Origin of the sequence: Microbacterium sp. CFBP 8801, from assembly GCF_014839455.1 — a bacterium.
In the GTDB taxonomy this organism is placed as follows: Bacteria; Actinomycetota; Actinomycetes; order Actinomycetales; family Microbacteriaceae; genus Microbacterium.
Window position 1 is genome coordinate 118,701 of the sequence record NZ_JACYNU010000004.1, and the last position, 13,992, is coordinate 132,692.

14 protein-coding genes and 1 tRNA gene are annotated in these 13,992 nt (G+C 69.3%); 9 read left to right on the plus strand and 6 right to left on the minus strand.

Going from position 1 to position 13,992, the window contains the following annotated elements; genetic code table 11:
• Nucleotides 1–64 precede the first annotated feature (64 nt).
• Both IFR11_RS06755 and IFR11_RS06760 read left to right on the plus strand, forming a co-directional pair.
• Nucleotides 65–418 (plus strand): DUF485 domain-containing protein, encoded by a 354-nt coding sequence (locus IFR11_RS06755; RefSeq protein ID WP_055838132.1) that lies wholly within the window; start codon nt 65–67, stop codon nt 416–418.
• The gene (locus tag IFR11_RS06760) at nt 415–2,031 is read left to right on the plus strand and encodes a sodium:solute symporter family transporter (RefSeq protein ID WP_191915651.1); all 1,617 of its coding nucleotides are present in this window, start codon (nt 415–417) and stop codon (nt 2,029–2,031) included. The genes IFR11_RS06755 and IFR11_RS06760 overlap by 4 nt, the downstream gene beginning before the upstream one ends.
• A gap of 53 nt (nt 2,032–2,084) precedes the next feature.
• Here the strand turns inward: IFR11_RS06760 and IFR11_RS06765 are convergent, their stop codons facing one another.
• Nucleotides 2,085–2,618, minus strand: coding sequence for a methylated-DNA--[protein]-cysteine S-methyltransferase (locus IFR11_RS06765; protein WP_191915652.1), 534 nt, complete (start codon nt 2,616–2,618; stop codon nt 2,085–2,087).
• A 199-nt stretch (nt 2,619–2,817) separates the two neighbouring features.
• Between IFR11_RS06765 and IFR11_RS06770 the strand changes: the two genes are divergently transcribed.
• Both IFR11_RS06770 and IFR11_RS06775 read left to right on the plus strand, forming a co-directional pair.
• A complete protein-coding gene (locus IFR11_RS06770) occupies nt 2,818–6,525 on the plus strand; it encodes an AAA family ATPase (protein WP_191915653.1) in 3,708 nt (1,235 codons plus the stop codon).
• A gap of 7 nt (nt 6,526–6,532) precedes the next feature.
• Nucleotides 6,533–6,853: a hypothetical protein gene (locus IFR11_RS06775; protein ID WP_191915737.1), complete on the plus strand. Its 321-nt coding sequence runs from the start codon at nt 6,533–6,535 to the stop codon at nt 6,851–6,853.
• Between the two features lie 90 nt (nt 6,854–6,943).
• On the opposite strand, the gene mscL is transcribed toward IFR11_RS06775, so the two are convergent.
• Genes mscL through IFR11_RS06790 form a run of 3 tightly spaced genes read right to left on the minus strand, consistent with a single transcriptional unit; the run spans nt 6,944 to nt 8,305 of the window.
• Nucleotides 6,944–7,366, minus strand: coding sequence for a large conductance mechanosensitive channel protein MscL (gene mscL / locus IFR11_RS06780; protein WP_055838120.1), 423 nt, complete (start codon nt 7,364–7,366; stop codon nt 6,944–6,946).
• A 34-nt stretch (nt 7,367–7,400) separates the two neighbouring features.
• Nucleotides 7,401–7,688 carry an FmdB family zinc ribbon protein gene (locus IFR11_RS06785; protein ID WP_191915654.1) on the minus strand — a complete coding sequence of 96 codons (288 nt, stop codon included), beginning with the start codon at nt 7,686–7,688 and terminating at the stop codon, nt 7,401–7,403.
• A 20-nt stretch (nt 7,689–7,708) separates the two neighbouring features.
• A complete protein-coding gene (locus tag IFR11_RS06790; RefSeq protein ID WP_191915655.1) occupies nt 7,709–8,305 on the minus strand; it encodes a 5-formyltetrahydrofolate cyclo-ligase in 597 nt (198 codons plus the stop codon).
• A gap of 62 nt (nt 8,306–8,367) precedes the next feature.
• On the opposite strand from IFR11_RS06790, the gene galU reads away from it, so the two are divergent.
• The 4 genes from galU (at nt 8,368) to IFR11_RS06810 (ending at nt 11,253) form a co-directional block, all read left to right on the plus strand.
• Nucleotides 8,368–9,258, plus strand: coding sequence for a UTP--glucose-1-phosphate uridylyltransferase GalU (galU, locus tag IFR11_RS06795; protein WP_055939342.1), 891 nt, complete (start codon nt 8,368–8,370; stop codon nt 9,256–9,258).
• A gap of 14 nt (nt 9,259–9,272) precedes the next feature.
• A complete protein-coding gene (locus IFR11_RS06800; protein WP_191915656.1) occupies nt 9,273–9,896 on the plus strand; it encodes a GNAT family N-acetyltransferase in 624 nt (207 codons plus the stop codon).
• 100 nt (nt 9,897–9,996) lie between these two features.
• Nucleotides 9,997–11,052, plus strand: a complete 1,056-nt coding sequence (locus IFR11_RS06805; RefSeq protein WP_191915657.1) for a large exoprotein — start codon at nt 9,997–9,999, stop codon at nt 11,050–11,052.
• A gap of 128 nt (nt 11,053–11,180) precedes the next feature.
• Nucleotides 11,181–11,253 (plus strand) — tRNA-Ala (locus tag IFR11_RS06810).
• A gap of 35 nt (nt 11,254–11,288) precedes the next feature.
• On the opposite strand, the gene IFR11_RS06815 is transcribed toward IFR11_RS06810, so the two are convergent.
• Nucleotides 11,289–12,311 carry a cation transporter gene (locus tag IFR11_RS06815; RefSeq protein ID WP_191915658.1) on the minus strand — a complete coding sequence of 341 codons (1,023 nt, stop codon included), beginning with the start codon at nt 12,309–12,311 and terminating at the stop codon, nt 11,289–11,291.
• A complete protein-coding gene (locus IFR11_RS06820; protein ID WP_191915659.1) occupies nt 12,308–12,796 on the minus strand; it encodes a transporter substrate-binding domain-containing protein in 489 nt (162 codons plus the stop codon). The genes IFR11_RS06815 and IFR11_RS06820 overlap by 4 nt, the downstream gene beginning before the upstream one ends.
• 263 nt (nt 12,797–13,059) lie before the next feature.
• On the opposite strand from IFR11_RS06820, the gene IFR11_RS06825 reads away from it, so the two are divergent.
• Nucleotides 13,060–13,941, plus strand: a complete 882-nt coding sequence (locus IFR11_RS06825; protein WP_191915660.1) for a manganese catalase family protein — start codon at nt 13,060–13,062, stop codon at nt 13,939–13,941.
• Nucleotides 13,942–13,992 lie beyond the last annotated feature (51 nt).

The following is a 13,992-nucleotide window of genomic DNA, read 5'->3' on the forward strand; positions in this document are numbered from 1 at the left end:
ACGACCCCGGTCGTATCCCCCATCGGCGCAACGCTGCGCCGGTCCCATGAGGCAAGGAGGCCACATGACGGACAGAAGGATCGACCCTGCCCCCGGGGGCGGAGTCGACTACATCGCGGTCGAAGAATCGGCACCGTTCCAGGACCTGAAGAGGCGTCAACGCCGCTTCGTGTTCCCTCTCGCGGTGGCGTTCCTCGTCTGGTACTTCGCCTACGTCCTGCTGTCGTCGTTCGCTCCGGCGTTCATGGCGCAGCCGGTGTCGGGGGCGATCACGGTCGGACTCGTGCTCGGGCTGGGACAGTTCGTCACGACGTTCGCCATCACGATGGGTTACGTCGCCTACGCCAACCGTCGGCTCGACCCGCGCGCCGAGGCCCTGCGCGCTGAGCTCGAGCGCACGGAACGGGGGGAGTCGTGAACGACGTCGTCGCCACCGTCGCCGCCGCGGTCGACACCGTGGAGAACAACCCGGTCCTGAACATCTCGATCTTCGGCGCGTTCGTCGCCGTGACGCTGTTCATCGTCATCCGGGCCAGCCGCAACAGCAAGACCGCGGCCGACTACTACGCGGCCGGCCGCTCGTTCACCGGCCCGCAGAACGGCTTCGCCATCGCCGGCGACTACCTGTCGGCGGCGTCTTTCCTCGGCATCGTGGGCGCGATCGCCATCAACGGCTACGACGGCTTCCTCTACTCGATCGGCTTCCTCGTCGCGTGGTTGGTCGCGCTGCTGCTGGTGGCCGAGCTCATGCGCAACACCGGCAAGTTCACGATGGCCGACGTGCTGTCGTTCCGCCTCAAGGAGCGCCCTGTCCGCATGGCCGCGGCCCTCACCACCCTCGCGGTCTGCTTCTTCTACCTGCTGGCCCAGATGGCGGGCGCCGGTGGTCTGGTCTCGCTGCTGCTCGGCATCACCGAGCGCGTCGGGCAGTCGATCGTCGTCGCGGTCGTCGGCCTGCTCATGATCGTCTACGTGCTCATCGGCGGAATGAAGGGCACCACCTGGGTGCAGATCGTGAAGGCGTTCCTGCTCATCGGCGGGGCGCTGGTCATGACGATCTGGGTACTCGCGATCAACGGCTTCAGCCTGAACACCCTGCTCGAAAGTGCGGTGGCCGCCTCGCCCAAGGGGGAGGCGATCCTCGGACCCGGCCTGCAGTACGGCGCGAACCCGTGGGACTTCATCGCCCTCGCCCTCGCCCTCGTGCTGGGCACCGCGGGGCTTCCGCACGTGCTCATGCGCTTCTACACCGTGCCGACCGCCAAAGAGGCGCGTCGTTCGGTGGTGTGGGCCATCTGGCTGATCGGGATGTTCTACCTCCTCACGCTGGTCCTGGGGTACGGCGCGGGCGCGCTCGTGGGCTCCGAGGCGATCCTCGCCGCTCCCGGCGGCGTGAACGCTGCGGCACCGCTGCTCGCTCTGGCGCTGGGCGGACCGCTGCTGCTCGGCTTCATCTCGGCGGTGGCGTTCGCGACCATCCTGGCGGTCGTGGCCGGTCTCACGATCACCGCGGCGGCCTCGTTCGCGCACGACATCTACGCCAACGTCGTGAAGAAGGGCGACGTGCCGCCCGACGGCGAGGTCAAGGTGGCCCGGCGCACCGTGATCGTCATCGGCGTGCTGGCGATCGTCGGAGGTATCGGCGTGCAGGGGCAGAACGTGGCGTTCCTGGTGGCGCTCGCTTTCGCCGTCGCCGCCTCGGCCAACCTGCCCACGATCCTGTTCTCGCTCTTCTGGCGTCGCTTCACCACGCGCGGCGCCGCGTGGAGCATGTACGGCGGTCTGGCATCGGCTCTGCTGTTGATCTTCCTCTCGCCGGTGTTCTGGGGTGGGCCCACCAGCGTGTTCGCGAACACCGGGGTGGCGATCTGGCCGCTGAACAACCCCGGTGTCGTCTCGATCCCGCTCGGGTTCTTCCTGGGGTGGCTCGGCTCGGTCACTTCGCGCACGGCCGAGGATCGAGGCAAGGCCGCCGAGATGGAGGTGCGTTCGCTCACCGGTTTCGGGGCCGAGAAGGCCTCCGACCACTGACCGCTTCGACGCCCGGCTCCGCTCCGGCGGGCCGGGCGTCGTCGCGTCCGTCGTCAGACGGGTTCGCTCAGCGACTCCGAGGCCACCGCCGCGCTCTCGAGCGAGAGCAGGTATTGCTTCACCTCGGGGTGACCGCCGTACTCGCCGATCGAGCCGTCGGCGCGCACCACGCGATGCACCGGGACCACGATCGAGAACGGGCTCGCCGCGCACGCGGTGCCCACCGCGCGCGCAGCGCGGGCGACGCCGGCCATCATCGCCACCTCGCCGTAGGCGGCGACCTCGCCGTAGGGGATCTCGCGCGTTGCCTCGAGCGCAGCCCGCGTGAAGCCGCGCACGAAACGCCAGTCGAGGTCGACGTCGAACTCCCGACGGCGCCCGTCGAAGTACTCGTCGAGTTGAGCGACGAGGTCGGCGCCGGCGCCGGGATCGGGGTCGGGCACCACGCCCAGTCGCTGGGAGATGTCGGCTCGGGCTCGCTCTATGCCGCCGTGCGCCACGTCGAGTCGCACGAGGGCGTCGTCGACGAACGTCAGGAGGACGGGCCCGATCGGACTGTCGTACTCGGTGCTGGTGACTCTGTTCATGCGCCCATCTTCACGAGGCGGAGGTGGCGGTGCAGCGGCGTTCCCGCGAATGGTGGACGACGCCGCCACGTCGCCGCCTGGGGAGGAATCGCCGGTGGTGCGGCGTGTCGCCGATTACGGCGAAACTCGGCCCCACTACAGGAGATCCTCGGATGCCCGGCTTAGTCTGGCAGGTGTGTGGCGAGCTGAGGAGGGTACCGTGATCGGTGCCGACGAAGACGGTCCGGCAGCGACCGTCGACCCGGCGGAGCTGCGGCTGTCGGAGCCCGGGATCGTGGTGCGGCACGTCGCCGACCCGGAACGCGATCGCATCCGCGCGGAAGCTGCCGCCCTGGGTGGGCGTTCGACTCTGCTGCGCTTCGATGACGCGCTCGACGCGGGCATCGACATCACCAAGGCACACCCCGGTTCGCTCCCGCAGTTCATCACCGGGCGCGCCACCATGCTCTCGAACCTCTTCCGCGACGAGGTGGCGCTGCGCACCGCCCGCATGGCCGCGGAGCGCATCACCGCCAAGAACGTCGAGCTGCGCACCGCCCGCGGTCTCGAGCCCGTCCACCTGGCCGTCGGTCTCGCCGCCTGGAAGATCGGGGGAGTGGAGTGGTCGGCCCCCGTGCTGCTGCGTCCGCTCGCCATCCGTCGTCACCACGGCGACTTCGAACTCAAGCTCCACGGCGCCTTCGTGATGAACCCCGAGCTCGCGCGCGCCTTCCGCACGCACCTCGGCATCCAGATCGACAGCGCGGCCCTCGCCGGGCTCGCGTACGACCAGGGCGTGTTCAAGCCGCAGCCGGTCATCGACCACATCCGCCGGCTCACCACGCACGTGCCCACCTTCGTCGTCCACCCGCGCCTGGTGATCTCGTCGTTCGCCGACGTCGGCTCGGGCATGGTGCGCGACACGCAGCACCTCGACGACACCCTGCTGAACGCGCTCGCCGGTCACCCCGACGACCGGGCCCGCGTCACCGTCCGCCGCGACGAGCCGGTGATCGTCAGCCCCGACGAGCGCACCCCCGCGGCCGACACCCTGCTGCTCGACGCCGACGCCGAGCAGGAGCGCGTGCTCGCGCGCATCGCCGCGGGGCACTCGCTCGCGGTGCACACGCTGCCGGGCACCGGCGGCACGCAGACCGTGATCAACGCCATCGGCCAGCTCGTGCACGACAACAAGCGCGTGCTCGTGGTGAGCGCTCGGCGCTCGACCCTCGACGGCATCCGCCACCGCCTCGCCGGTGTCGGCCTGGCCGGTCTCGCCGTCTCACCCCACCACGTACGGCGCGACCTCATCCGCGCGATCGGTCGCAACGAGAAGGCCGAGCAGCCCAAGGTCGCCGAGATCGACGACGCCCTCGTGCGCCTTCGCACGGTGCTGCGCGACTACCGCTCGGCCGTGACCGAGCCGCACCTCGCGCTGGGCGTCTCGGCGCTCGACGTGCTGCGCGCGCTCACCTCACTGGCATCCCAGTCCCCGGCGCCCTCGACCGAGGCGCGTTTCGACCTCACGACGCTCGAGCGTCTCGCGGGTCGTCGCGACGCCGCCGCGCGTGCCCTCGCGATGGCCGCCCGTCTGGGTGAGTTCCGTTTCGGTCCCGACGATTCGCCCTGGTACGGCGTGAGTTTCACGCGCACCGAAGACGCGCGCGCCGCGCACGAGCTGGCCGGCAAGCTCCACGCGCAGGACGTTCCCCGTCTGCTGGAGCGCGGCTACGAACTCATCGCCCAGACGCGCATGCGGCCGTTCCAGACGGTCTCCGAGCTCGGCGCCTACCTCAAGCTGCTGCACGGCATCCGCGAGTCGCTCGATCGCTTCAGCCCCAGCGTGTTCGAGCGCCCCCTCGGCGAACTCATCGACGCGCACTCCCCGCGCCGCGACGCCTCGGCCATGAGCGGTCCGAACCGCCGCCGGCTCAAGCGCCTGTCGAAGGAGTACGTGCGCCCCGGGGTGCACGTCACCGACATGTACGAGGCGCTCGTGCGCATTCAGCAGCAGCGCACCGAATGGCAGCGTGTCGTCGAAGCGGGCGTCACCCCCGAGGTGCCGCTGGGCTTGGCCGACGTGCACGTCGCCTGGCAGCGCACCGACGCCCTGCTCGGCGAGCTCGACCAGATCCTCGGCCGTCAGGGCTCCGACCGCCTCGCAACCCTGCCCGTGCAGCGTCTCGTGCGGACGCTGGCGGGCCTCGCGGCCGAGTCCACCTTCTTCGACAACCTCGTCGAGCGCGCACAGCTGCGCTCCGAGCTCGCGCGTCTGGGCCTGGAGCAGCTGCTCGTCGAGCTGTCGGTGCGCCATGTTCCCGAGGAGCGCGTGGGCGCCGAACTCGAGTTCGCCTGGTGGCAGTCAGCGCTCGAGCACCTCCTGCGCACCGATCGCGCGCTGCTGGGGGCGAACACGAGCGTCGTCGACCGCCTCGAGCGCGACTTCCGTCTGGTCGATGAGGCGCACGCCGCTGCCGCCGGTCCGCTCCTGGCCGCCCAGCTCGCCACGCAGTGGCGCATCGGCATCGTCGATCACGCCGACGAGGCCGCCGCGCTGAAGCGTTCGCTGAAAGACGGCCTGCACACCGCTCAAGAGATCTCGGATGCCGCTCCCACCCTGCTGCGCACGCTCGCGCCGGTGTGGCTGGCGTCGCCGTACGAGGTGCCCGACGTGCCGTGGGACCTCGCGTTCGACGTCGTGATCGTGGCGGATGCCGCCGCACTCTGCCTCACCGAGGCCACGCCGGCCCTGCGTCGAGCGCGCCAGGTCGTGCTCTTCGGCGACCCCGTGGTGCAGAAGCCCACGCCGTTCCGCGTCAGCGCATCGGTGGCTCCCGCTACCGAGGAGGCCGACGAGGTGCCGTTCGATGAGATCTCGATCTTCGAGCGCATCGCGGAGCTCTTCCCCGTCGAGACCCTCACGCGCAGTTACCGCGCAGGCGGTGAAGACCTCTCGCAGCTGGTGAACGACGCGTTCTACGGCGGCGAGATCGTGTCGCTGCCCTGGGCCGGGTCGTATCTCGGCCGCGGAAGCCTCAGCGTCGACTACGTCGAGGGCGGTGTCGGCGCCCCCGACCCCATCAGCGGTGCCGTCGAGAGCCCCGATGCCGAGGTCGCCCGCGTGGTGACCCTCGTGGTCGAGCACGCCGTCAACCGCGCGTCCGAGTCGCTCATGGTCGTCACGGCCAGCCGCACGCACGCCGAGCGCGTGCGCGCGTCGGTGGTGGCCGCTCTGGCCGGTCGCTCCGACGTCGCCGAGTTCGTCTCGCGCGACGCGGCAGAGCCCTTCTCGGTGCTGACCCTCGAAGAGTCGGTGGCCGAGAGTCGCGACCGCGTGATCTTCTCGCTGGGCTTCGGCCTGACCCGTCACGGTCGCGTGCTGAGCGACTTCGGCGACCTGTCGACCCCCGACGGCGAGCGTCTGCTCACGGTCGGCATGACGCGCGCGCGGCGTTCGATGGTGATCGTGTCGTCGATCCGCCCGTCGTCGTTCGACGACGGACGCCTCGAGCACGGGGCGGCGACGCTCATGGGCATCCTCGGAAACCTCGCCGCGCGTGGTCGCGAGAGTCGGCTCGAAGACCTCGCCGACCCGCTCACGCGGGCCCTCGCGCGCGAACTCCGCCGCTTCGGTGTCGAGGTCGACGTCGACTACCACGGACTCCTGCCGCTCGTGGCGCGATATCAGGGCAAGGCCGTCGTCGCCGAGAGCGATCCCGAGACGATCGGGGAGTCCCTGCGCGAGACACTGCGTCTGCGCCCGCAGATCCTGCGTCGCCTGGGCTGGCATTACGTGCGCGTGCACGCGTTCGACCTGTACAGCGACCCCGCCGGTGTGGCGTCGCGCATCGCCGAGCTGCTGGGGGCCGCCCCCGCAGACGCCGCCGCACCCGACACGACCACCGAGCCACTCGATCTTCCCGGTTGAGCCGGCGATGAGTACGACCCCGGATGCCGCCGGGCCTGGCCCCCTCGTCGGATCGGACGACTCGTCGGCATCGATCGAGACCGCGGACGGGTCGGTGGAACCGGTCGCCGTCGACGTCGCTCCCGCGTCCGGGACGCCCACCCCGCACGCCGTTCGGCAGCCCGTGGTGCGCGTGCGCGGGTCTCGCCGCGCCCGGCTGATGCCGGCACCCGGAACGACCGCGGAACCCGCGCCCGCCGACGACCCCGCGCGGGGCGCGTCGGCCGGGCCCGTGGCATCCGGTCCCAACGACGAGCGCATGCTGCGCGACGTTCCCCCGCACTACTGAACGGGCCCGGCCCCTGCCGAGACGCGCACCGCGCCGGAAGTCCCCCGGTGGGGACTCACGGCGCGGTGCGCGGCTGTCAGAGAGTGGCGATCACCGCGTGCTGTTCTGGCGCTCCAGCAGGTCGCGGATCTGAACGAGCAGCTCCTGCTCGGTGGGCAGCTTGGGCTCGTCCGAGGCCGCGTCGGCCACACCGGCGCGCGCCGCGGCGCGGGCCTTCCAGTGGTTCATGGGGTAGACGAAGACGAAGTACACCACCAGTGCGACGGCGAGGAAGCTGATGATCGCCGTCAGCAGGCCGCCGAGGGGGAACACCACCTGCTGGCCGTAGATGCCCGTGATCGACGGCCCGAACTCGCCGTTGTCGTTCGGCTGGTAGAACACTTGGACCAGCGGATTGATGAGCGACGCGACGATCGCGTTGACGACCGCAGTGAAGGCTGCGCCGATGACGACGGCGACGGCGAGGTCGATGACGTTCCCGCGGAGAATGAACTCCTTGAATCCCTTGATCATGCGCTTGCTCCCCTCTGGCCGCGCCGACTCGGAGTCAGGATGCCGAGGACGGGGCGGACGGCTTCGATTGCGCCTTCGATGATGTCGAAGAACTCGAGGCGCCGCCAGCACTTGCGCCGGACGACGACGAGCTGCTCGACGAGGAGTTGCGGGAGTCGGTGCGGTAGAAGCCCGAGCCGTTGAAGGTGACGCCGATCGAGCCGTACTGCTTGCGCACCTCGCCGCCGCACTCGGGGCATTCGGTGAGGGCGGCATCCGAGAAGGACTGCACGGTCTCGAAACGGTGACCGCACTGCTTGCAGGCGTAGGCGTAGGTGGGCATCGTGCTGTTCCTTCGGGTGATCAGGCGGTGTGTGCGGCGAGCGGCAGCGTGCGCGTGGGGGTGACCACGCCCGTGACGGGCTGGTCGTGCACGTCGCGCGGTACGTCGTCGATGAGTTCGGAGTCGAAGATGACCGCGTAGACCGGCGGGCACTTCTCCATCGAACCGAGGGTCTTGTCGAAGTATCCGCGCCCCCATCCCAGGCGCATTCCGTGCGCGTCGACCGCGGCGGCCGGGATGATGAGCAGGTCGACGTCGTTGACGGCGATGGGACCCAGAACCTCGCCGACGGGTTCGGGAAGACCGAACAGGCCCTCGGCGATCTCGGCGTCGGGTGTGGCGATGGTCCAATCGAGCAGACCGTCTTCGCGTGTGAGGGGAAGGAGCACCCGGATGCCGCGCGCCACGGCGCCGGCGACGAAGGCGTGGGTGCCGGGTTCGGTGGGCGTCGACAGGAAGCACGAGATGCTGCGCGCGCCGAGGCGGGCCACGAGCTCGTCGAGCTGACGGGTGATCCCGGCCTCGGCCTCTTCGCGTGCGTGAGCGGAGATGCCCTGGCGGCGTTCGCGCAGGTCGGCGCGCAGTGCGCGCTTGGCCTGCTCGATGCGATCCGGCATGCGGTCAGTCTACGTGCGAGCGTCCTACCGGCGGTGTCCGCAGACCCCGGTAGGGTATGCCCATGCCTCATAAGCCCTTCAAGGCCGTGATTCCGGCCGCTGGACTCGGTACGCGCTTCCTCCCCGCCACCAAGGCGATGCCGAAGGAGATGCTTCCGGTCGTCGACAAACCGGCCATTCAGTACGTCGTCGAAGAGGCCACCGCGGCCGGGATCGACGATGTCCTCATCATCATCGGCCGCAACAAGAACAACATCGCCAACCACTTCGACTCGATGCCCGAGCTCGAGGCCAAGCTGCGCGAGAAGGGCGACAGCGACAAGCTCGCCAAGGTCGAGCACTCCTCCGACCTCGCCGACGTGCACATGGTGCGCCAGGGTGAGCCGAAGGGCCTCGGCCACGCCGTGCTGCGTGCGCGCGCCCACGTGGGGGACCACCCCTTCGCCGTCCTGCTGGGCGACGACCTCATCGACGAGCGCGACCCCCTGCTCACCACGATGATGCAGGAGTACGACAAGCGCAACGCCACCATCATCGCCCTGATGGAGGTCGACCCCGAGCACATCCACCTCTACGGCGTCGCCGCCGTCGAGGCCACCGACGACGAGGGCGTGGTCAAGGTCACCCAGCTCGTCGAGAAGCCCAAGGCCGAGGACGCCCCCTCGAACCTCGCGATCATCGGTCGCTACGTGCTCGGCCCCGACGTGTTCGGCATCCTCGAGCACACCGAGCCCGGTAAGGGCGGCGAGATCCAGCTGACCGACGCGCTCGAAGAGCTCGCCACCGGTGGCGGTGACGGCGGCGGCGTGTACGGCGTCGTCTTCCGCGGCCGCCGTTACGACACCGGCGACCGCGTCGACTACATCAAGGCCATCGTGCAGCTCGCCGCCGACCGCGACGACCTCGGTCCGGCCCTGCGCCCGTGGTTCAAGGAGTTCGCAGCGGGTCTCTGACCCGGCGAGAAGCCATGGATCTGTCGGTTCCGAGGCGGCACGACGAGGTCTCGATCCGTCTCATCCGCAACCGCGATGCGCGGGTGCTCCAGCAGCAACTGATCGACAATCGCTCGTGGCTGCGCCGGTGGGAGGCGACCAGCCCCGACGGGCCGGTCTCGTTCGACATGCGCCTCGGCATCCGTCGTCTTCTGCAGCAGTACCGTGACGGCCTCGGCGTCCCCTTCGTGATGACGTGGGACGACGAGGTCGCCGGGCAGCTGAACGTGTGGGGGGTGTCGCGCGGGTCGCTCGCTTCGGCGACGATCGGGTACTGGGTCGCCGAAGAGTACGCGGGGCGCAACATCACCACCGTGAGCGTGGCCATGGCCACCGACGTGTGTTTCACCGAGCTCAACCTGCATCGCGTCGAGATCTGCATCCGGCCCGAGAACCACGCGAGTCTGCGCGTCGTCGAGAAGCTCGGCTTCCGCTACGAGGGACTCCGCCGCCGATACATCCATATCGACGGCGACTGGCGCGACCACTACGCCTTCGCCCTCGTGCGCGAAGAGGTGCCGCACGGTGTGCTCGACCGGTGGACGCGGGGTCAGGTGCCGCCCGATGCGGCGCGTATTCCGCCGTCCGATCGGCTGTGACCGGGTCTGTTCTCTCTTTGTGCGCCTGATCGGCGAAACTCTCGGCACGACACGCGGGAGGATGCCGAGGTGTGATCTCTCGGTGACCTACCTTTGAGCCATGGGTGGGCAGGTACTGAGCGGTGGCGTGATCGTCTTCGTCGCCGTCGCGCTCTGGTTGGTGTACCTCTTGCCGTCGTGGCAGAGCCGGCACCGTTTCACCGCCGCCGAGCGTAACGCGGTGCGTCTGAACCAGGCGCTCCGGGTTCTCGCTGAGACGGCTGAGACCCCCCGTGAGGTGCGCCTCGAGCTCACCACCCGCACCGCCCACCAGCAGCAGAAGCTCGCTCGTCAGGTGCAGGCGCACAAGGCGCAGACCGAGCTGGCCGCCGCGAAAGCCCGCCTCGAGGTGGCGCGCCTCGAGAACGCCCGCGATCTCGACGTCGTGAAAGAGCAGCGCGCCGCCGCCATCGAACTGGCCCGCGCCGAACGCGCCGCGGCGGTCGAGGTCGCCCGCGCCGAGCGCGCCGCGGCCCTCGAGACCACGCGCGCTGAACGCGCCGCCGCGGTCGAACGGGCGAACAGCGAGCGCGCTGCCGCCGTCGCGCGCCCCGAACTGCGTCGTGCCCGTGCGCGCCGCCGCTTCCGTCTCTCGGTGACGGTCGTCGCCTTGCTCGGCGCGATCGCGGCGGGTGTCGGAGTGATCCAGGTCGTCGCGGGCGCCGTTCCCGTGCTCCTCGTCGCCGGCGCCGTGGTGGTGCTTGCCTCTCTCGTCCTCTTGCGTCGCGTGTCGGTCATCGCCGCGCGCACAGGCGTGCGTCCCCTCGAGGTCGCCGCCCCGCGCGTCTCGGCCGTGGTGCAAGACGTCGCCCTCGTTCCCGAACCGCGTCCCACCTGGACCCCGCGCGAGCTTCCGCGCCCGCTGGTCGCCTCGGCCGGTTCTCGCGCCGCCGCGGTCGTCGACGAGCAGATCGCCCGCGAGGCGCTGCGCGCTGCCGCTCGCGAAGAAGCTGCTCGCGAGATCGCCGCGCAGCAGGCGCCCACCCCGATCGAGACGGCACGCCCCGCAGCCGCGGCGGCTCCGTCGTCGCCCTACGCGTCGATGGGATACGTCGACGACAGCGAGATCGAGGACCACGTGCGTCAGCTGCTCGAGCGGCGCGCGGTCGGCGCCTGAGCCCACCCCTCCCCGTAAGGGAGAGCCGGCGGTATGCCCGAGTCGGAATGCGGTGTCGGGGACCCGAGCGGAGAGTGCGCTCGAGTTCGAGGCACGCCGCTCTGCGTGATAGTGTTGTCGAGGTTTCCGGGCCTGTGGCGCAGTTGGTAGCGCGCCTCGTTCGCATCGAGGAGGTCAGGGGTTCGAATCCCCTCAGGTCCACCGACGAGACGCCCGACCCGACACAAGAAATTGTGTCAGGTCGGGCGTTTTCTCTTGTTCACGCCCGTGTGCCACATGCTCGAGCGCGTCGTCACAACGATGCCCGGGAGCTTCGGTACGGGGACGATGACGACATCCTGCAGTTTCCAGTCGAGCGAGATGCATCCTTCTCGTGCGCTTTCGACATCGTCCAGAGACAGTCTTTTCTTTTGTGGCACGACGAAGGCCTCGACGTGGAAGACGTGTCCTTCGTCGCGCACGCGGCTACCGGCCTCTGCGACCCAGGAAAGGCCGGCCAAGTACTGGTCGACGCGGTCAGCAAGGGGGTGCGGCTGCGTGTCGTCGAAGGTGGTCGCCCGCCCGTCGACGAGGTCTACGACGGCCGCGCGCAGGTTGCTCACGCCGTCGTGCACGATGCTGATGGCGATGAAGATCGCGGCCGCCGCGTCCATCCACCACAGCCCCACACCGATCCCGAGGACACCCACAATGGTGCCCACCGACGTCATCCAGTCAGCCTTGTTCATGTCGGCGTCGGCGTAGAGCACCTTGTCGTGCAGTTCGTTGGCGAGCGTGAGCTTGAGGTGACCGATGATGACCGGCGGGACGGCGGTGAGGGCCATGACCGCGACCATGAGCCATCCGAGCCAGATAGTGACCCCGAACAGGTTGACCGTTCCGATGGTGGGGTGCTCTGCCGTGACGAGTCCCACGCCGGAGTCGACGATGAGGAAGGCGCCCATGCCGGTCAATGCGACTGCGGCAACGAGGTGCCCGACGGCGACGGAACGGTGGTATCCGTACGGGTGCCGCGGGGTGGGAGGGCGCCGAGCGAGCCGCACCGCGATGAGGAACGCGAAGGGAGGGATGAAGGACAGCAGGTCTTCGATCCACGCCGCTTTCATCGCCTGCGAGTTGCCGAGCACGAGGAAGACGAGAGTGGCGGTGCCGGACAGGAGGCCGATCGTGATCCACTCAAGCCGGATGGCGCGCCGTAACACTCGTGCCTGTCGCTCAGGGAGTGCGCGGCGCCCGAAACGAACCGTGCCGCTGTTCATGGCGCTGCACCCACCCGCGCGGCCTCATCAGTGAGGAATGTCTCCAGGGTCGACACGAAAGCGTTCTCTCCGAGCGGAACGAGCATGACGAGTTCGACAGTCGAGCCGTCCGCGAGCGTCGCCTCGGCGTAGGGCCTGGTCATTCCCGCCTTGTTCGTCCAGGGGGTCTGATCGGTCAGGCCACCAGCGACGACGTCGAGTTCGCCGTCTTCCAGCCCACGCACGAGAGCTTGCTCGGACCCCACCGTCCACTCCACATCGGCGTCGAGGGACTCAGCGAAGCGGGTGAGTGCGTCTATTTCTGAACCAGTCGGTTCGTTCTCGTCCATGCGAACCCACTCGCCATTCGGGGTCACCCCGGCGCGCAGAACACCGCCCTGGACCGCGTCCAGGGTTCCAGACGGATCAGTGGGAATCCGTACCCCGCAGCCCCCCAGCAGCAGTGAGACGGCCGCCACAGCCGCCGCGTACCTGAATTTCGCCATGAATGTCCCTCCCTGCGGGCAGCTTGCTCGTGCCCGGTGACTGTTGTCGCGGGGCTTGCGGCGATGGGCGAAAAGTCGTTACGCGTCGCGACGGTTTCCGCCCGCGCTGACGACAAGACGGACCTGAGCGTGCGATTGTCACGCACGGCGCGGCGGCACACAACCCCCATGTGCATCTCGTCGGATCCGCCGTCTGTTAGGGGATACGCGTCGATCAGTCATCTGGTCGGCACCCTCCCCCAGGACGCAACGAGGAGAACACGATGTATTTCCACCGGCAAGAGCTGCAGCACTCGGCGACCCCCGACAAGCCCGATGCGGTCTACGCCCGCAAGCTCCAGGAGGTGCTCGGCGGGCAGTACGGCGAGATCTCGGTCGCGATGCAGTACCAGTTCCAGGCCTGGAACATGCACATGCCCGGCAAGTACCGCGACCTGGTGTTCGGCATCGGCGCGGAGGAGATGGGGCACGTCGAAATGCTCGCGGTCATGATCGCCCAGCTGCTCGAGAAGCCGCCGCTCGGCATCACCGAAGAGGCCGTCCAGGATGACCCCACGGTCGCGGCCGTCATCGGCGGCACCGACATCCAGCACGGCATCGTCGCCGGCGCCGGCGCGCGCCCGGTCGACTCCAACGGCAACCCTTGGCAGGGCAGCTTCATCACTGCCAGCGGCAACCTGCTCGCCGACTTCACCGCCAATGCCAATGCCGAGATGCAGGGCCGCGTGCAGGTCGCGCGGCTCTATCACCAGACAGACGACCACGGGGTGAAAGACCTTCTCGCGTTCCTGCTCGCCCGTGACACGATGCACCAGAATCAATGGGCCGCCGCCGCCGCCGAGCTCCAAGCCGAGGGCTACGAAAAGCTCCCCGTTCCCAGCAACTTCCCCCTCGATAAGGAGGACCGCGACGTGGCGTATCAGTACATCAACTTCAGCGATGGAAAGCACGCGGGGGAGGGAACCTGGGCTTCGGGTCCGACTCCCGACGGTAGGGGCGAATTCACTTACCTGCCCGAGCCGCCTGCGGGCGTTCCGATGCCGCCGCCGACCAAGCCCGACGTGCGCTTCTATGGCACGACCGAGCTGCCGAACCCGGTCGAAAAGCTCGCCGGGCGCGCGCAGGACGCGCTCCGCAAAGAATGAGCGGGACGGATGCCGTGACACCGGGCCCGGCGACAATCTCGGCGCCGCGAA